The sequence below is a fragment of the Methylobacterium sp. 1A genome, assembly GCF_058072805.1.
On the sequence record NZ_JBYQVE010000002.1, the window covers coordinates 87,066 to 105,436 of the forward strand.

Sequence of the window (18,371 nt, forward strand, 5' to 3'; positions counted from 1 at the left end):
CCATGCCGCCGCGGGGATTGCCGGGGCGCGCCACATCGCCACATTCCGCCTGCGGCCGATGGTGCGGCCGAGCGGGAATCGACCGATGTATCCGGATACCGAGCTTCACATCGCCGGGCGCTGGCGCGCGGGTGCCGACCGGGACACCCTGGGCGTCCTGAACCCCGCCACGGGCGAGACGATCGGCCAGTGCGCGGTCGCCACCACGGCGGATCTCGACGAGGCCCTGGCGGCCGCCGCCCGCGCCTTCCCGGCCTGGCGCAAAGTCGCGCCCTTCGAGCGCGCCAAGGTGATGCGCAAGGCGGCCGACCTGCTGCGCGCCCGGGTCGACGAGATCGCCCGGATCATGACGCTGGAGCAGGGCAAGCCGCTCGCCGAGTCGCGGGTCGAGACCCTGGCGGCGGCCGACATCATCGACTGGTTCGCCGAGGAGGGTAAGCGCGCCTACGGCCGCGTCATCCCGGGCCGCGCCGACGGCGTGCTGCAGGCGGTGGTCCGCGAGGCGGTCGGGCCGGTGGCCTGCTTCACGCCCTGGAACTTCCCGATCAATCAGGCGGTCCGCAAGATCTCGGCGGCGCTCTGCACCGGCTGCACGGTGATCCTGAAGGGCCCGGAGGACACGCCGGCGAGTTGCGCCGCCCTGGTCCGCGCCTTCCTGGATGCGGGCATCCCGGGCGACGCGCTCTCGCTGGTCTACGGCGATCCCGAAGCCATCTCGGCCTACCTGATCCCGCACCCGGTCATCCGGAAGATCTCGTTCACCGGCTCGACCGTGGTCGGCAAGAAGCTCGCGGCGCTCGCGGGCGAGCACATGAAGCGCGCCACGATGGAACTCGGCGGCCACGCCCCCGCGATCGTGTTCGGCGACGCCGACGTGGAGAAGGCGGTGGCCGTCCTGGCCCCCTCGAAGTTCCGCAATGCCGGCCAGGTCTGCGTCTCGCCGACCCGCTTCCTCGTGCACGATTCGGTCTTCGATCGCTTCGTCGAGGGCTTCACCACCTTCGCCAAGTCGGTGAAGGTCGGCGACGGGCTCGATCCCGAGACCAAGATGGGACCGCTGGTCCACGGGCGGCGCCTCGACGCCGTCACGGCGCTGGCAGCGGACGCCGAGTCGAGCGGCGCGACGCTGCGCGCCGGCGGCAAGCGCATCGGCAACCAGGGCAACTTCTTCGAGCCGACGGTCTTCACCGAGGTGCCGCTGACCGCGCGGATCATGAACGAGGAGCCCTTCGGCCCTCTGGCAATGATCAACCGGTTCTCTGACGACGAGGAAGCGCTCACCGAGGCCAACCGCCTGCCCTACGGGCTCGCGGCCTACGCCTACACCCGCTCCGCCGAGCGCGCGGCGCGGGTGTCGAATGCGGTCGAGAGCGGCATGATCTCGATCAACCACCATGGCCTCGCCCTGCCCGAGACGCCGTTCGGCGGCGTCAAGGATTCGGGCTACGGCAGCGAGGGCGGCCCGGAGGCCCTCGACGCCTACCTGGTCACCAAGTTCGTCACGCAGGCGAATTTCTGACGCACCGGCCGGCGCGCCGCGGCGCGCCGGCCCCTCCCCTCAGTAATGCGGCGGCGGCGGTTCCGGCCCGCGCGGCGCCGCGCGGGCGGCCGCCTCCTCCACCTGCTCCCGCAGCGCGTCGAGCTGCCGGACGAGCCGGTCGATCACCCGCCACTGCTCGGTCACGGTCCGGTTCAGATCCTCGATCGTCGCATCCTGCTCGGTCAGTCGCATCTCCAGGCGATCGATCCGTGTCGCCTCGTCCATGTCGGGTCTCCAGGCAGTGCCGTGTCGCGAGCTGTCCCCGACCCGATCGTCTCGGACCTCCGGCGCTCGACGCTCCTCCTAACGCAGGCCGCGCGCCGAACAACCCGACGGACCGCCTCGAGCCATGACCAGTCGAGAACGTCCATCAGTCGACGTATAGACTCGAAGACCGATAATTGCGCGAAAATGATTTATATCTCGCGTGTCTTTGCCGCTTGAATAAATGCATTTTGGGACGATCGACTGCGCTCCTACAACTTTCCCGCGATCTAATTGAGCCTGTTTCATGACGAGAGCACGCCATTGACGGTTTTTTAAGCGCGTCTCCTCATGATCGTCCGCACTTTACAGATCAGGCGGGCACGGGCTCCGATGGCGATGTTTGGTTCACGCGACGACGCCCTCCTCGCGGCGATCGACCGGACGATGGCGCGGGTGGAATTCGACCTCGACGGCACCGTCACCGACGCGAACGCCGTGTTCCTCGACCTCGTCGGCTACACGCTCGACGAAGTCCGGGGCCAGCATCACAGAATGTTCGTGCCTGAGGCCGACAGGTCCGGTCCGAACTACAGCGCCTTCTGGGACCGGCTGCGCGCCGGTCAGCACGAGGCGCGTGCCTTTCCGCGGGTGACGAAAGCCGGCCAAACCGTGTGGATCCAGGGCTCCTACAACCCGATCCTCGACCGCCGCGGCAAGCCCACCAAGGTCGTCAAGCTCGCCACCGACATCACCGCGGAACGCGTCCGCAACGCGCTCCACGCCGGTCAGGTCGAAGCGCTCAACCGTTCGCAGGCGGTGATCTGCTTCGCCCTCGACGGGACGATCACGGACGCGAACAGCAACTTCCTGTCCACGATGGGCTACACGCTGGAGGAGATCCGCGGGCGGCATCACCGCATGTTCATGGCGCCGGCGGAGGCGGCCAGCCCGGACTACACGGCGTTCTGGGCCGCGCTCGGCAACGGCCAGTACCAGGCCGGCGAGTTCCGGCGCGTCGGGAAGGACGGCCGCATCGTCTGGATCTTCGGCGCGTACAATCCGATCCTCGACGCCGACGGCAAGCCCTGCGCGGTGGTGAAGTTCGCCACCGACGTGACCCGGCAGGTCGAAGACCGCCAGCGCCGGGCCGAGGGGCAGCGCGCGATCGACGCCGACATCGCGGCAATCCGCGATTCGATGAGCCGGGTGGTCCGGCAGGCGGACGAGACCGCGGAGGCCTCGAGCCGGACAAGCCGCAACGTCGATGCGGTCGCTGCGGGTTCGGAGGAGTTCGCCGCCTCGATCGAGGAGCTCAGCCGTCACGCGATGCAGGCGAAATCCTCCGTCGATCTGGTCGTTTCCCGCGCCGAGGAGGCGGGGGCGATCGTCGTGGGGCTGACCGGCGCCGCGGACCGGATCGGGGCGGCGGTCAGCCTGATCCGGTCCATCGCCGACCAGACGAACCTGCTGGCGCTGAACGCCACGATCGAGGCCGCCCGGGCCGGAGCGGCCGGCAAGGGTTTCGCGGTCGTCGCCGCCGAGGTGAAGGCGCTCGCCGAGCAGACCGCCAAGGCCACCGGCGAGATCGGAACCCAGATCGCCGCCGTGCAGACCGAGACCTCCCGGGCCGTCTCGGCGATCGACGGGATCGGCGCCACGATCGAGCAGCTCAGCGCGATCTCGCTCAGCGTCTCGTCGGCCGTGACCGAGCAGGCCGCGGTGACCCGCGACATGACCGAGAACATGCAGTCGGCGGCGCAGGGCGTCGCGGCGATCCACACCGCCATGGCGGAGATCGCCTCCTCGGCGAGCGTCGTCGACGCCTCGGTGCGCAAGGTCTCGGAGGCGGCGCGCGCCCTCGCGTGAGCCGGCCCGGCAGGGCCTCAGGCCGCGCGGGTGGCGACCGGATCGGCCACGGAGATCCGGTCTCGTCCGCCATTCTTGGCGGCGTAGAGAGCGGCGTCAGCCCGCTGCATCAGCAGGTCGAACGCGATGCCGGGGCGCGCCTGCGCGATCCCGATACTGACGCTGACGCGCAGGGCCGGAAGCTCGGGAACCGCGAGTTGCGCGAAGGTCTGGCGCAGCTCCTCGGCTCGGGCCAGGGCCTCGGCGGGCGAGACGTCCGGCAGGAGGCATGCGAACTCCTCACCGCCGAGGCGGCCCAGCAGGGCCTCCCGCGGCAGCAAGGTCGACGCCATGGTGCAGAAGCCGATGAGCACCGCGTCGCCGACCCCGTGGCCGAAGCGGTCGTTGACGGCCTTGAACCGGTCGAGGTCGAACAGCAGCAGGGCGGCGTCGCCGTGCCGCGCCATCGCGTCCGCGGCGGCCCTGGCGAAGGCCCGGCGGTTGCGCACACCCGTCAGCGCGTCGGTGGAGGCGGCGATGCGCTGCTCCCGCTCCGCCCGCTCCTTGACCAGCGCCATGAACGTGAAGGCCGAGGCGATCGAGAACATCAGGGTGACGAAGCACAGGATCGCCACCCAGTGCGACGCGAGCGGGCTGAGACCCGGCTGCGGGGGCGCCACCAGCGTCGCGGGGATCCGCACGATGTAGAAGCTGCCGTGCAGTCCCAGGATGGTGGCGGCGGCGATCCGGGAGGCGAGCCGCTCGGCGCGACCGCGCCAGATCTGCGCGGCCGCGGCGCAGCAATAGAGCGCCGCGGTCCCCGAGGCGTAGATGATGCGGGCCTCGATCGACGCGTAGAAGGTCGGGATCAGGCACAGGACGCACCAGCCGAGGGCGCCGGCCATGGCGATGCCCACCCGCGGCTCCCGATGCTCGAAGGAGCGGACGCCGCTCCAGATGAGGCCGTAGGCGGCGAGCACCACGGCATTGGCCAAGCCCACCGAGATCAGGTCGGGGATCTGGTTGCGCAGCGCGAGGCCGGCCGATCCGGCCGCGCCCACGAGATGCGCCGCGCCCCAGTAGGCGAGCACCCTGGATTCGGGCGCCTGCCGCCACGAGGCCATGAAGAGCGTGCCGACCAGGAAGGTCGTCGCCGCGCTGACGACCAGCAGGGTGGCGGGATCGAGTTGCACGGACGCCTGTCTATCCTCGACCCGGACGTTGAGCCGCCCCCGCCCCCGCGTCGCGCCGCACTATGGCCGAGCAACGATACGAGCCGGCAGAGTATATCGCTCTATCTTGCCGGAAGCCACAGTAAGCTAGATTAGAACGGCCAACCGGGACGAAGGTGCTAGTACACCGGCATATTAGTCCCTGAGCCTGCCGGGTCTCTCGTGCTGAGTGCCGCAGAGTTGCCGACTCTGACCTCGGCGCGGGCCCGCCCCCGCACGGCCCCGGAACGCCGGGGCCGGAACGCGCGGTGCGGCCCGCCCGTCAGGCGCGGTGGATCACCGGGACCGCGGGCGCGCCCTCCCACTCGGTGTTGGCGGGGATCGACTCGCCCTTCATGACGATGGTGAGCGGGCGCAGCCGGGCGAAATCGCCCACCTTGGTGTCGTAGAGCACGGTCGAGAACGCACCCACCGAGACACCGCGCCCGACGACGACGCGGCCGATCTTCATGATCCGGTCCTCGTAGAGGTGCGTCTGCAGTGCCGAGACGCGGTTGATGGTGGCGTAGTCGCCGATGGTGACGCAGTCGAACTCGGTGATGTCGGTGGTGAGCATGCAGACGCCCTTGCCGACCTTCACGCCGAACAGCCGGAGCACCCAGGGCAGGAAGGGCGTGCCCTGGAGGTGCTCGAGCAGCACCTTGCCGGCGAGCCCCCAGTAGGCCACCGCGATCGCCTCAGTGCGCATCGCCCACCACGACCACATCGGCTGCATGCCGGGCTTGTAGACGCCCATCAGCAGCCACTTCATCGCGATGACCGCCGAGGACTGGATCAGCGCGATAGCGACGCTCGCCACGACGAAGCTGTAGGCGAGCCCCGACCAGTCCTGCTCCAGGATGGCCGGGTAAAAGTACCAGTCGATCACCGTGATCGCGAGGGTGATGTAGAGCATCGGCGAGAACGAGGTCGCGAAGGCCTCGAAGACGCCGCGCCGGATCTTCGGCCACGCGCCGGGCTCGTAGGTCTGGGCGGTCGAGCCGAGATCGACCTTCTGGCGGGCCGGCAGCCGGATCGGCGGCGAGCCGAACCACGTCTCGCCGGGGCTCATCGCGGCGTTCTCGGGCGGCTTCGACTTGATGCCGATGAGAACGTCGTCGGGGATGACGGCGCCGGGCGGCACCACGGCGTCGTTGCCGACGAAGACCCGGGCGCCGGTGCGCACCGGCTCCAGGTGCATCCAGCCGCGCCGGATCTCCTCCTCGCCGTACACCACCTCGTCGGCGATGAAGTTCTTCGCGCCGACCTCGGCGAGGTCGTAGCGGCCCGCGAGGTTGGTCGAGATCTCGGCGCCGTGGCCCATATTGGCGCCCATCAGCCGGTACCAGGCCCGCATGTAGACGGTCGCGAACAGCGACGAGAGCGTCTCCAGGGTGACCTCGACGGCGAGCGCCAGCGACCATTTCCGCAGGTAGAACAGCGAGTGGACCGAGTAGGTGCCGGAGCGGGTCCGCGGCAGCACCACCCAGCGGATGCCGGCGATCAGCAGCACCGTGCCGGCGGTCATCAGCATGGCGGTCGGCCAGGTGAGGATCGGCAGGTACCAGTGGTAGTCGATGTCGGTGATGTCGGAGAGCGAGTCCGAGATCTGGTCGAAGATGAAGAAGGCCGGGAAGATCGGCAGCAGACCCACCGCGGGGATCGCGCCGAGCAGCACCACGTAGGCCGCCATGAACGCCGCGCGGCGCGCGAAGGAAGCCTCGGCGGGTTCGGGCAGCTCCGCGGGGTCGGCCATCCCGACCTTGCGGCCGGGCGAGCCGTCCCACCGCTCGGCCGCGCCCACCCGCGAGCCCGTGGGGATCGTGGTGAGGTCGGCGATCTCCGCCTGCGGCCCGATCACCGCGTCGTGGCTGATCACGCAGGAGGTGCCCACCGCCGCGTCCGCGCCGATCTCGACCCTGCCGATGACCAGCTCGTTGCCGACGATCTCCGCGTTGGCGATGACGAGGCGGCCGCCCAGGGACGCGCCGTCCCCGATGGTCAGGAGGTCGGCCGCGCCGATCTCGATGTCGGAGATGAGCGTGTCGCGTCCGACCTTCGCACCCATCAGCCGGAGGTAGACGGCGATCGCGGGCGAGCCCTGGAGCCACTTCACGTGGACGAGGGGCGCCAGCCGCTGCGCGAGCCACCAGCGATAATAGTAGGTGCCCCAGAGCGGGTACCGGCCCGGCCTGGTCCGGCCGAGGATCAGCCACTTGCCGGCGACCGCCGCGACCGCGGTCACGCCGTTGATCGCCACGTAGACGAGGAGCAGCACGCCGAGTTCGGCGAAGAAGCTCAGGCCTCCGCCGGTGAGCAGCAGGTAGGTCACGAACATGCCGAGCCACTGCGCGGTGGCCAGCGCGATCACGAAGGGCAGCGCGACGAGCTGCCCGAGGCCGCACAGCGCCCTGCGCAGCAGCGGCGGCGGCGCGAAGCTCAGGTCGCGGGTCGCGGCCCCGGCGCCCATGCCGCCCGTGCGGGCGATGAGCGCGTCGGCCATCGCCCGCACGGTGCGCAGGGCGTAGACGTCCGGCAGCGTGATCCCGGCCAGCGGTGGGTTCTCGCGCACCGCCGAGACGAAGCGCGCGGCGAGCAGCGAATGGCCGCCGAGATCGGCGAAGAAGTCGCCCTCGAGGGCGATCGGCTGGTTGCCGAAGATCTGCTTGGCCGCGGCGACCAGGGCCGCCTCGGTCTCGTTGGCGGGCGGCTCCTGCTCGCCGTCGGCGGCGACCACCGTGAGTGGGGCGACCTTGAGCGCCTTGCGGTCGACCTTGCCGGACGTGAGCCGGGGCAGAGTCTCGGCCACCTCGAAATGGCCGGGCACCATGTAGGGCGGCATCTGCCCGGCGAGGGTCCGGCGGAGGGCGGCGGCGTCGATGGACCGGCCGCGCTCCGGGATCAGGAAGGCGACGAGGCGGTCGACGCCGTCGTCGTTGCGCAGCACGACGGCGGCCTGGTTGACGTCGGGCACCGCTCGGATCCGGGACTCGATCTCGCCGAGTTCCACGCGGAAGCCGCGGATCTTCACCTGGTCGTCGATCCGGCCGTGGAACACGATCCGGCCGGCGGCATCGAGGGAGACCGCGTCGCCCGAGCGGTAGAGCACCGGGTCGGTCCCGTCCGACGCGAACGGGTTGGCGATGAACTTCTCCGCCGTCAGCTCGGGACGGGCGAGGTAGCCCCGCGCCACGCCGGGACCGCCGATCAGCAGCTCGCCCTGCTGGTCTCGGCCGAGCAGGGAAAGGTCCTCGCCGGCGACGTAGACGGAGTAGTTCGGGATCGGGCCGCCGATCGTCACCGGCTCGCCGGGCCGCATCTCGGCCGCGGTGGCCACCACGGTGGCCTCCGTCGGGCCGTAGGTGTTGAACAGCTGGCGGCCGCCGGTAGCCCAGCGGGCGATCAGCGGCTCGGGCAGCGCCTCGCCGCCGAGCAGGACGAGGCGCACCCGCGGCAGGTCGCCGGAGATCATCGCCAGGAGCGTCGGGACAGTGTCGAGCACCGTGATCCCCTCGGCCTCCAGGATGCCGGGGAGCGATTCCAGGTCGCCCATCATGGCGGGGCTCGCCACGAACAGGGTCGCGCCCACGAGATACGGCACCCAGATCTCCTCCATCGAGAGATCGAAGGCCACCGAGGCGCCCTGGAAGACAACGTCGTCGGCGCGCATCCCGTAGAGGGCGTTCCCGGACCGCAGGAAGTGGCAGATGTTGGCGTGGCTGATGACGATGCCCTTGGGGACGCCGGTCGAGCCCGAGGTGTAGATCAGGTAGGCGGGGTGCTCGGGTGTCAGCCCGGCCGCGCGCGGATCGGGCAGCGGCGCGCCGGCGGGCGTCCCGGAGTCGAGATCGGCGGGCGTCAGGGCCGGGGCGGCGTCGGGCGCCGCCGCGGCGAGCGCCGGGGAGACCAGCAGCGCCTTCGCGCCCGCGTCGGCGAGGCACACGCCCACCCGGTCCGCCGGCGCCTCGGCGTCGAAGGGCAGCCAGGCCGCGCCCGCCATCGTGATGCCGATCTGCGCCACGAGGAGGTCCGGGCCACGGGCCATCCACAGGCCGACGATGTCACCCGGCCCGATGCCGCGATGGGCGAGGCCGGCGGCGATCCGGCCGGCCCGGGCGGCGACCTCCGCGTAGGTCAGGTGCGGGTGGACGCCCCCGGCGCCGACGCCGGCGCCGTCGACCAGGCAGGGATGATCGGGCCGGGTCTCGGCCGCGTGCAGGAAGATCTCGGCCAGGACCTCGTCGCGGATGAGGTCGGGCCGGTGGTCGCCGCGCAGGATCGCCGCCGCGGCTCCGAGAGGCGCGGGCTCCCCGGCCGTCGGTCCGGGCCGGGTCTTCTCGGCGACGTCGCTCATCCGCTGCTCCGCTGGCCGACCGCTCGGGCCGGCGCCTGTCCTGGCCGCCGCCCTATAGCCTGCCGATCATGCCGTTATCGAGGCGGCTTTGCACTGCGCCGGCGCACGGGATCAAGCCCAGCGCCAGCCACCGGGCTCGAGGATCAGGACCTCGCCCTGGCGGATGCCCAGGCGGGGCGCCGCGTAGACGTCGAGGTGGCCGAGGGCGACCAGGGCGGCCCGCGCGACGCCGCCATGGGCGACGATGACCGTGTCCCGCTCCAGCCCCGCGATCATCGGCCCGACGCGCTCGACGAGGCCGGCATAGCTCTCCGCGCCGAGGCCGGGCGGGCGGTAGTGCCAGCGGTCCCGGTCGCGGCCGGCGGCCCCGGCCGGGTCGCGGCGGCGGATCTCCGCCCAGGTGGAGCCTTCCCAGCTGCCGAAACCGATCTCCCGCAGGCGCGGGTCGACGCGGTACGCCTCGGGCGGCAGGCCGAGGGCGCCCCGCAGGATCTCCATGGTGCGCCGGGTGCGCTTGAGTGGGCTCGCGACGAAATCGGCCTCTGCCAGGGCCGGCCCCGCCGCGGCAACGAGGCGCTCCGCCACGGCCGCAGCCTGTGCCTCCCCCTGGGTATTGAGGTCGGTGTCGCGCCCGCCCTGGAGGCGCCCCTCGGCGTTCCAGGCGGTCTGGCCGTGCCGGATGAAGTAGATCGTACCCAACCGTCTCAACCCCGTCCTGCACAGGCGTCCGGAACAGCGTGGACTACCGGCCGTTCTCGCCGGCGGTCGGCAATATCCGGAACTAGGTCCTGCCCCATGTCCAAGAAGCACGGCAAGCATCATCGCGGCCACAAACGCGGTGACGGCATGACAGGTGAGGCTGATCTGCATGGCGCCACCGTGGATCACCGCCCGTCGATGGCCCGCTGGGCCGGCAGCGTCGACAGCGTGGCCGAATCCGTCCCGGCGGCGCTCGGCCGGCACGGGCCGGTACCGATCCGCCCGGCGCCCGGCATCGTGGCGGTCGAACCGGGGGCGCCCTTCGATCTCGGCACGGTCGATCCCGACGACGTCGGCGGCCTCGAGAAGGACTGGGCCAAGGACGCCCTCGCCCAGGAGCGGGCGCGCATCGTCGCCCTCCAGGAGCGCCTCTACGCGGAGCGCGCCCGGAGCCTCCTGCTGGTGTTCCAGGCGATCGACACGGGCGGCAAGGACGGCACGATCCGGTCGGTGCTCAAGGGGGTGAACCCCCAGGGCTGCGCGGTGGCCTCGTTCAAGGTGCCCTCGAGCGAGGAGCTCGATCACGACTTCCTGTGGCGCTACCACGCCCGGGTGCCGGGGCGCGGCATGATCGGTGTGTTCAACCGCAGCCATTACGAGGACGTGCTCGTCGTGCGGGTGAAAGGCCTCGTGCCGGACGCGGTCTGGCAGAGCCGCTACGGCCGGATCAACGATTTCGAGCGCCTGCTCACCGAGTCGGGCACGACGGTCGTGAAGTTCTTCCTGCACATCTCCAAGGCGGAGCAGAAGCGACGCCTGGAGGCCCGGATCGCCGACCCCGAGAAGCACTGGAAGTTCGACCCGGCCGACTTGGTCGAGCGGAAATCCTGGGACGCCTACCAGCAGGCCTTCGCGGACGCCCTCGGCCGCTGCTCGACGCCCGAGGCGCCCTGGCTGGTGGTGCCGGCCAACCACAAGTGGTTCCGCAACTACGTGATTGCCCGGACCGTGGCGGATACGCTGGAGGCCATGGACCCGCGATTCCCCGAGGCCGCCAAAGGCATCGCGGATCTGACGGTCCCCGACTGACGCGGGAGAATCCGGGATGCTGGTGGTTCGAGAGGTCGCGATCTCGGGCTACCGCTCGCTGCGGCGGATCGGCTTCCCGGTCGACGCGCTGTCGGTCTTCGTCGGCGGCAACGGCACCGGCAAGACCAACCTCTACCGGTCTTTGGAGTTGCTGCAGGCCGCCGCCCGGGGCACCCTCACCCGCGACCTCGCCGCCGAGGGCGGCATGGACTCCGCCCTCTGGGCCGGCCGCCGGCGGCAGGGCGAGGCGGCGCGGATCCGCCTGTCGGCCACCCTGCGCCACGACACGATCGGGCAGGAATTCGTCTACGCCGTCGAGATCGGGCTGGTGCAGCAGGTCGGCGGGACGACCTTCGGTGCCGCCTTCCGGAAGGAGCCGCAGGTCAAGGCCGAGCGCCTGACGGTCCGCACCCGCGGCCGCGCGGCCGTGATCCTCGATCGCGACGGGCGGAGCGGCTTCTTCCGGGACGCGGAGGGCCGCAAGCGCACCCTCGGCGGTGACCTGCTGCCGACCGAGACCGCCCTCGGCAGCCTCCTCGACGCCACCGGCCATCCCGAGATCGCCGTGGTCCGCCTCGCTCTGGCGGGGTGGCGCTTCCACCACGATTTCCGGACGGATGCCGAGTCGCCCCTGCGCCGGCCCTGCCTCGCGGTGACGACGCCGACCCTCGCGTCCGACGGCGCGGACCTCGCCGCCGTCTTCGCCACCCTGGCGCATATCCGGGAGGACACGACCGAGATCGACGAGGCCGTCGACGGCGCCTTCCCGGGCGCGGCGCTCGTGCTGCCGGAGCCGGGCCGTCACGCGCGCTTCGGCCTGCGCTTCCCCGACTTCCCGGGCCGGACCTTCGATCCGCCGGAACTGTCGGACGGCACCCTGCGCTACCTCGCCCTGGCCGGCGCGCTGCTCGGCTACCGGCTGCCGCCGTTCATCGCGCTGAACGAGCCCGAAACCAGCCTGCATCCCGATCTCATGGATCCGCTGGCGCGGCTGATCGCGCGGGCCGCGGAGCGCACGCAGGTCTGGCTCGTCACGCACTCGGAGCGGCTGGCGGTCGGCATCGCGGAGCACGGGAAGGTCCGGCCGCGCACCGTCATCAAGCGCGACGGCGAGACCTGGATCGACGGGCTCACGCTCTCGGGGGAGTTCGACGAGGCGGAAGACGCGTGAGCCACACCGGGCCGCTCACGCCTCGGGTCCGGGCCGCCGCGACGACCGACCCGCCTCAGTCCTTGTCGAGGGTGAGATCCGGTGCCTCGGGATTCTTCATGCCGACGACGTGGTAGCCGGCATCCACGTGGAGGATCTCGCCGGTCATGCCGGCCGCCATGTCGGAGACGAGGTAGGACGCGGTCTCCCCGACCTCCCCGATCGTCACGGTCCGACGCAGGGGCGCGTTGTACTCGTTCCACTTCAGGATGTAGCGGAAATCGCCGATCCCGGACGCCGCGAGGGTCTTGATCGGGCCGGCCGAGATGGCGTTGACCCGGATGTTCTTCGGGCCGAGATCGGCCGCGAGGTAGCGCACCGACGCCTCTAGGGCCGCCTTGGCGACGCCCATTACGTTGTAGTGGGGCATCCACTTCTCGGCGCCGTAATAGGTCAGCGTCACCAGCGAGCCGCCCGGGCGCATGATCTTCTCGGCGCGCTGGGCCACGGCGGTGAACGAGTAGCAGGAGACCAGGAGCGACTTGGTGAAATTGTCCTCGGAGGTCTCGATGTAGCGTCCGGTCAGTTCGTCCTTGTCGGAGAAGGCGACGCAGTGGACGACGAAGTCGATGCCGTCCGGGAAGACCCTGGCGGCCTCCGCGAAGACCGCGTCGATCGTGGCTGACTCGGTGACGTCGCAGTGCCCGATCACGTGGGCGTCGAGTTCCTTGGCCAGGGGCTCGACGCGCTTGCGCAGGGCGTCGCCCTGGTAGGTGAACGCCAGTTCGGCCCCGTGGGCGCGGGCGCTGCGGGCGATGCCCCAGGCGATCGAGCGGTTGTTGGCGACCCCGAGGACGATGCCCCGCTTGCCCGCCAGAAGGCCCTGCCCGTGTTCCGCCATGATCGATCCCGAAGCCGCGCGACCCCTCTCGGGGCCGGGGGGCCTCCTTAGCGGAGGCGGCCCGGCGACGGAAGTCCGGGACGCCGCCGAGCGCCTTCATGCGCGCCCCGGTGGCTACGCCGGCGCGTCAGGCCGCGTTGGCCGCCCGGCGGCCGCGGGCGAATTCGGTCAGTGCCGCGTCCTCGCCCTCCGGCAGGACGATCGCCGTCGTGGCGAACAGGTCGCCGCGGGTGCCGTCCTTCTTCGGAAGCCCCTTGCCGCGCAGGCGGAAGGTGCGGCCGGAACTCGTCATCGCCGGGATCTTCATCTCGACGGCGCCGGTGAGCGTCGGCACGCGGATCGTGCCGCCGAGCACGGCATCCTCCAGCGGGACGTCGACGCTGGTGCGCAGGTCGGCCCCCTCGACGGTGAAGCGCGGGTGCAGCCGGATCCGGATGGTGAGGAGAGCGTCGCCCGGCTCGGCCCGGAGGCCGCCACTCTGGCCGAGGCCGCGCAGTCGGATGGTCTGGCCGTCGACAACGCCGCGGGGAATCACGACGTCGACCTCGCGGCCCGTGGGCAGGGCGAGGCGCAGCTTCTCCTCGCTGGCGACCTGCTCCAGCGTCACCAGCAATTCCGCGGCGACGTCCTCGCCCCTGGCCGCTTGACGCTGGCCGCCCGGACCGGCCCCGCCGGCGCGGAAGGCCTCCCCAAAAATGTGCGAGAAGATATCCTCGCCCATCCCGCCACCGCCGCCGCGCTGCGCGCGCGCCATGTTCTCGAAATCGAAATTGCCCCCGCGCCCGCCGCCGAAGCCGCCGAACCCCTCGAAGCCGGTCGCGCGCGGCTTGCCCTCGGCGTCGATCTCGCCGCGGTCGAACTGCTTGCGCTTCTCGGAATCGCCCAGGATCTCGTAGGCCGAATTCGCCTCGGCGAACCGGTCCTTGGCCTTGGCGTCGTTCTTGTTGCGATCGGGGTGGAAGTCCTTGGCGAGCTTGCGATAGGCCTTCTTGATCTCGGCCTCGCTCGCCCCCTTGGCCACGCCCAGCACGTCGTAGGGATTGCGCATGGATCTCTTGGCTGTGCGGTTGGCTTGCGATGTGGGTTCGCAACCGGGATGTGGGATGGATGTTGCATCCCTGCAACGGTTCTGGCGGGGAAAGTCTGCGGGTTCGTGGCGAACGTCAAGCGGCCGATCTCGCCGCGGCTCCGCGCCGGCCCTATCGTCGGACACGGCGCGGAACGGCGCCTCCGGGCCGGGGGCCGCGCCCGTCTGGATCACCTGAAACCGGAGAGCCGATGCACTACGCCTGCGACCACCTCCACCTGCGCAGCCGCGACGCCGTCGCGGCCGCCTCCTTCTACGTCGACACCTTCGGGGCCCGGGAGGTGAAGCGCGTCGGCGCGGACCCGGTGCAGCGCGTCGTGCTCGACCTCGGCGGCCTCGCCGTCTTCATCGAGCAGGCCCCGGACGAGATCGCGCCGGCGACCGCCACGCCCTGCCTCGGAATCGAGCATTTCGGGCTGCGCGTCGCCGACATCGAGGCCGCGATGGCCGATCTCACCGCCCGGGGCGTGCCCGTGCGGACCGGCATCACGGAGCGCGGCCCCGGCCTGCGGATCGCCTTCGTGGAGGGCCCCGACGGGGCGCTGATCGAGATCCTGGAGCGGAAATCCGCCTGATGGCGCCGCGACCCGCGCGCCGCCGCGCCCTCACCGCGGCGCTGATCCTGCTGCTGGCGGCGTCCGGCGGGGCGGCGGCGCGCCCGTTCACGGACGCGGCCGGCCGCACGGTCGAACTCCCCGAACGGGTCGGGCGGGTGCTCGCCGCGGGACCGCCGGCCGCGGTGCTGCTCTACACGCTGGCGCCCGACCTCATGGCCGGCTGGGTGAGCGCCCCGCATCCCGAGGCGCTGCCCTTCCTCGCGCCCCGGACCCGGGCCCTCCCCGCCTGCGGCCGCCTGACCGGGCGCGGCGGCACGGCGAACGTCGAGGCGGTTCTGGCCGCCAAGCCGGATCTGATCGTGGATTCGGGCAGCCTCGGGCCGACCTACGCGTCGCTCGCCGACCGGGTCCAGGCCCAGACCGGGATCCCCTACATCCTGCTCGACGGCAGCTTCGCGAAGACACCGGAGGCGTATCGGCAGCTGGGCGCGGCCCTGGGCCGTCAGTCCGACGCGGACGCCCTGGCGGCGGAGGCCCAGAGCCTCGCCGACACGGTGGACCGCGCCGTCGCGACGGTCCCGGAGGACAAGCGGCCGCGGGTCTACTACGCGCGCGGGCCGCGCGGGCTGGAGACGGGGTTCGCCGGCTCGATCAACACCGAGCTGGTCGAGGCCGCCGGAGGCCGCAACGTCGCGCAGGACGGGGGCGGCCGCCTCGGCAACGTCTCGCCCGAGCAGGTGCTCGCCTGGAACCCCGACGTGATCGTCACCCTCGACCCGGCCTTCGCGGCCGGGCTGCGCGCCGACCCGCTGTGGCGGGACGTCCGGGCCGTGCAGACCGGGCGGGTCTACGTGGCGCCGCTCCAGCCTTTCCCGTGGTTCGACGCCCCGCCGGGGGTCAACCGGCTGATCGGCCTGCGCTGGCTGGCGGCCCGGCTTCATCCGGACCTGTTCCCGCAGCCGATGCCCGAGGTGGTGCGCGCCTTCTACGGCCGCTTCTACCATGTCGACCTCGATGCCGGTCAGGCCGACGCCCTCCTCGGCCCGACGCCGCCGGGCGGCCCCCCGGGCCCGGCGCGGTGAGTCGCGTCCCGGCCGCCGCCGAGACGATCCGGGCGCGCAGCCGCCTCCGCCTGCCCGCGGCGCTGCTGGCCGGTCTCGCCCTGCTGGCGCTGACCGCCGTGGCGCTGGCGGTCGGCAAGTACCCGGTCGCGCCCGCCGACCTCGCCGCGATCCTCGGCCACCGCTTGCTCGGGCTGCCCCTCCGGGTTCCGGCAACGGCGGAGACGGTCGTGATGCAGGTGCGCCTGCCCAGGGTGATCGCCGCGCTGGTCGTCGGCGCGGCCCTGTCGGCCGCGGGGGCGACCTACCAGGGCCTGTTCCGCAACCCGCTGGTCTCGCCCGACATCCTCGGCGTCTCGGCCGGCGCCGGGCTCGGCGCCGTCCTGGGGATCTATCTCGGCCTGCCGGTGGCGCCGATCCAGGCCCTGGCCTTCCTGGGCGGGCTCGGCGCCGTCGCGGCGGTGTACGGCGTCGGCCTCGCCGTGCGGCGGCACGACCCGGTCCTGACGCTGGTCCTCGCCGGGGTCGCGGTGGGCGCGGTGCTCGGGGCGGGCATCTCGCTCCTCAAGGTGCTGGCCGATCCCTACAACCAGCTGCCGGCGATCACCTTCTGGCTCCTCGGCAGCCTGTCCTCGGTCACCCTCGGCGACGTCGCCGCCACCCTGCCGATGCTGCTTCTCGGCCTCGTGCCGCTGGTGCTGCTGCGCTGGCGCATGAACCTGATGAGCCTCGGCGACGCGGAGGCGCGGGCCCTCGGCGTGGAGACGCGGGTGCTGCGCCCCGTCCTGATCGCCGGCGCGACCCTGATCACGGCGGCGGCCGTGGCGATGACCGGGGTCATCGGCTGGATCGGGCTGATCGTGCCGCACGTCGCCCGGCTGCTGGTCGGGCCGGATTACCGCCGCCTGCTGCCCGCCTCGCTTGTCCTCGGGGCGGGCTACCTCGTGCTGGTCGACCTGATCGCCCGCAATCTCGGCACCGTCGAGGTACCCCTCGGCATCCTGACAGCCCTTGTCGGGGCGTCGTTCTTCCTCTGGCTGCTGGCGTCCGGGCGCCGGGGCTTCAGCTGATGCTGCTCCGGGTCCGGGACCTCGCCTTCGGCTACGGCAGCCGGATCGTCGGCCACGACGTGTCGTTCGACCTCGCCGCCGGCGAGGTGCTGTGCCTCGTCGGGCCGAACGGCGGCGGCAAGACCACGCTGTTCCAGACGCTGCTCGGCCTGCTGCCCGCCCGCGCCGGGCGGGTGCTCCTCGACGGCACCGACCTGTCGCGCCTGTCGCGGAAAGCCGTCGCCCGCACCATCGCCGCCGTGCCGCAGGCGCACGCGGCGTACTTCCCGTTCACGGTGCGCGAGGTCGTCGTGATGGGCCGGGCGAGCCGGCTCGGCCCGTTCGCCGCCCCCGGGCCGTCGGACGTCGCGGCCGCCGAGCGGGCGCTGGCCGCGCTCGGGATCGGGCATCTCGCCGATCAGGTCTACACCGAGATCAGCGGCGGCGAGCGCCAGCTCGCGCTGATCGCACGGGCGCTCAGCGGCGAGCCGCGGCTCCTCGTCATGGACGAGCCGACCGCGAGCCTCGATTTCGGCAACCAGGCCCGCGTCCTCGGGCAGGTCCGCCGCCTCGCCCAGGCCGGCATCGCCGTGCTGTTCTCGACGCACGATCCCGGGCACGCCCTGCTCTGCGCCGACCGCCTCATCGCCCTGCACGCGGGCCGCCTCGTCGCCGACGGGCCCGCCGCCGCGACGGTCACGCCGGAGCTGCTGCGCCTGATCTACGGGATCGACGTGGTGGTGGCGCCGGTGCCGGGCCTCGCGGCGCCGGTCTGCGTGCCGGTCGTTGCCTGACGTGGTCGACGGATCGCGGGCCGGTCCCTCACCCGGCGCGCGACAGCGTCTCGACCGGCTCGGTCCGGCGGGGCTCCTCGGCCCGGAAAACCGCGCCGAGCACCGCCTCGCACTGCATCCGCACGCGGGCGTGGCACTCGCAGGCGGCGTTCGAGACCGCCCGGCGGTCGAGGATCGTGATGCGCCCGCGGCCGACCCGGATGAGGCCCTGCTCCTGCAGCACCCGCAGGATCCGCGTGAGGTAGGTCCGCTGGACCCCCAGCATGGAGGCCAGGACCTCGTGCGTGATCGGGAGGGTGTCGCCGCCCGTCCGGTCCTGCAGCGACAGCAGCCAGCGCAGGCAGCGCTGCTCGATCGGGTGCAGGGCGTTGCAGGCCGCGATCTGGAACAGCTGAGCCAGGAAGCAGTCGGCGTAGCGCGCGAACAGGTCGCGGAGCGTCGATGACTCGAGCTCTGCCTGCCGGAGCCGCGCCGCGTCGAGGCGCAATGCCGCGCCGCCGATCTGCGCCAGCCCGCTGACCGCGGGCGGCAGCCGCCCCTCGCCGATGATCCCGCCGATCGCGCCCTCGTGCCCGACGCTCGCGATCTCGGCCGTCCGGCCGTCCCGCGTGGCGACGATCAGCGCCACGACGGTCTGGTCGCGGGGGAAGATGACGTGGCTCGCCGCGGCGCCCGCCGCCAGCGCCGTATCCCCCTTGGCGAAGGTCACCGGCTCCAGGTGGGGGGCGATCAGGGCGCGATCCGAACCCGGCAGCGCGTCGAGGAGCAGGTTGCCGGTGGAGGCGGCAGAGTCGATCGGCATGGGGGACGGAGAGGTGCGGGAGGAG

Annotated in this window: 15 protein-coding genes; 8 read left to right on the plus strand and 7 right to left on the minus strand. The window is 72.1% G+C overall.

Going from position 1 to position 18,371, the window contains the following annotated elements; all coding sequences use genetic code 11:
- Positions 1 to 85 precede the first annotated feature (85 nt).
- Positions 86 to 1,519, plus strand: a complete 1,434-nt coding sequence (locus ACX9MN_RS20390) for an NAD-dependent succinate-semialdehyde dehydrogenase (RefSeq protein WP_091678962.1) — start codon at positions 86 to 88, stop codon at positions 1,517 to 1,519.
- Positions 1,520 to 1,558: 39 nt separating this feature from the next.
- Here ACX9MN_RS20390 and ACX9MN_RS20395 read toward each other — a convergent pair whose 3' ends face one another.
- A complete protein-coding gene (locus ACX9MN_RS20395; protein WP_020092944.1) occupies positions 1,559 to 1,765 on the minus strand; it encodes a SlyX family protein in 207 nt (68 codons plus the stop codon).
- Between the two features lie 372 nt (positions 1,766 to 2,137).
- Between ACX9MN_RS20395 and ACX9MN_RS20400 the strand changes: the two genes are divergently transcribed.
- Complete coding sequence (locus ACX9MN_RS20400; protein WP_489725269.1) at positions 2,138 to 3,613, plus strand: methyl-accepting chemotaxis protein; 1,476 nt, start codon at positions 2,138 to 2,140, stop codon at positions 3,611 to 3,613.
- Positions 3,614 to 3,630: 17 nt separating this feature from the next.
- Here the strand turns inward: ACX9MN_RS20400 and ACX9MN_RS20405 are convergent, their stop codons facing one another.
- From ACX9MN_RS20405 to ACX9MN_RS20415, 3 genes are all read right to left on the minus strand, one after another.
- On the minus strand, positions 3,631 to 4,785 hold the full coding sequence (locus ACX9MN_RS20405; RefSeq protein WP_489725270.1) for a GGDEF domain-containing protein: 1,155 nt from the start codon (positions 4,783 to 4,785) through the stop codon (positions 3,631 to 3,633).
- Between the two features lie 301 nt (positions 4,786 to 5,086).
- Positions 5,087 to 9,157, minus strand: a complete 4,071-nt coding sequence (locus ACX9MN_RS20410) for a Pls/PosA family non-ribosomal peptide synthetase (protein ID WP_489725271.1) — start codon at positions 9,155 to 9,157, stop codon at positions 5,087 to 5,089.
- Between the two features lie 111 nt (positions 9,158 to 9,268).
- On the minus strand, positions 9,269 to 9,856 hold the full coding sequence (locus tag ACX9MN_RS20415) for a histidine phosphatase family protein (RefSeq protein WP_489725272.1): 588 nt from the start codon (positions 9,854 to 9,856) through the stop codon (positions 9,269 to 9,271).
- A gap of 96 nt (positions 9,857 to 9,952) precedes the next feature.
- Between ACX9MN_RS20415 and ACX9MN_RS20420 the strand changes: the two genes are divergently transcribed.
- A complete protein-coding gene (locus tag ACX9MN_RS20420; protein ID WP_489725273.1) occupies positions 9,953 to 10,945 on the plus strand; it encodes a polyphosphate kinase 2 family protein in 993 nt (330 codons plus the stop codon).
- Positions 10,946 to 10,961: 16 nt separating this feature from the next.
- On the plus strand, positions 10,962 to 12,116 hold the full coding sequence (locus tag ACX9MN_RS20425; RefSeq protein WP_489725274.1) for an AAA family ATPase: 1,155 nt from the start codon (positions 10,962 to 10,964) through the stop codon (positions 12,114 to 12,116).
- A 55-nt stretch (positions 12,117 to 12,171) separates the two neighbouring features.
- Here ACX9MN_RS20425 and fabI read toward each other — a convergent pair whose 3' ends face one another.
- Complete coding sequence (gene fabI / locus ACX9MN_RS20430) at positions 12,172 to 12,996, minus strand: enoyl-ACP reductase FabI (protein ID WP_132366064.1); 825 nt, start codon at positions 12,994 to 12,996, stop codon at positions 12,172 to 12,174.
- Positions 12,997 to 13,123: 127 nt separating this feature from the next.
- Positions 13,124 to 14,044 carry a DnaJ C-terminal domain-containing protein gene (locus ACX9MN_RS20435; protein WP_489725275.1) on the minus strand — a complete coding sequence of 307 codons (921 nt, stop codon included), beginning with the start codon at positions 14,042 to 14,044 and terminating at the stop codon, positions 13,124 to 13,126.
- Positions 14,045 to 14,274: 230 nt separating this feature from the next.
- Here ACX9MN_RS20435 and ACX9MN_RS20440 point away from each other — a divergent pair, with 230 nt between their 5' ends.
- Genes ACX9MN_RS20440 through ACX9MN_RS20455 form a run of 4 tightly spaced genes read left to right on the plus strand, consistent with a single transcriptional unit; the run spans position 14,275 to position 17,544 of the window.
- On the plus strand, positions 14,275 to 14,658 hold the full coding sequence (locus ACX9MN_RS20440) for a VOC family protein (protein ID WP_091678973.1): 384 nt from the start codon (positions 14,275 to 14,277) through the stop codon (positions 14,656 to 14,658).
- Positions 14,658 to 15,722 carry an iron ABC transporter substrate-binding protein gene (locus ACX9MN_RS20445; protein WP_489725276.1) on the plus strand — a complete coding sequence of 355 codons (1,065 nt, stop codon included), beginning with the start codon at positions 14,658 to 14,660 and terminating at the stop codon, positions 15,720 to 15,722. The genes ACX9MN_RS20440 and ACX9MN_RS20445 overlap by 1 nt, the downstream gene beginning before the upstream one ends.
- Positions 15,719 to 16,771 (plus strand): FecCD family ABC transporter permease, encoded by a 1,053-nt coding sequence (locus tag ACX9MN_RS20450; protein ID WP_489725277.1) that lies wholly within the window; start codon positions 15,719 to 15,721, stop codon positions 16,769 to 16,771. The genes ACX9MN_RS20445 and ACX9MN_RS20450 overlap by 4 nt, the downstream gene beginning before the upstream one ends.
- Positions 16,771 to 17,544, plus strand: coding sequence for an ABC transporter ATP-binding protein (locus ACX9MN_RS20455; RefSeq protein ID WP_489725278.1), 774 nt, complete (start codon positions 16,771 to 16,773; stop codon positions 17,542 to 17,544). Before ACX9MN_RS20450 ends, ACX9MN_RS20455 begins: the two co-directional genes overlap by 1 nt.
- Positions 17,545 to 17,572: 28 nt before the next feature.
- On the opposite strand, the gene ACX9MN_RS20460 is transcribed toward ACX9MN_RS20455, so the two are convergent.
- Complete coding sequence (locus ACX9MN_RS20460; RefSeq protein WP_020092957.1) at positions 17,573 to 18,346, minus strand: Crp/Fnr family transcriptional regulator; 774 nt, start codon at positions 18,344 to 18,346, stop codon at positions 17,573 to 17,575.
- Positions 18,347 to 18,371 lie beyond the last annotated feature (25 nt).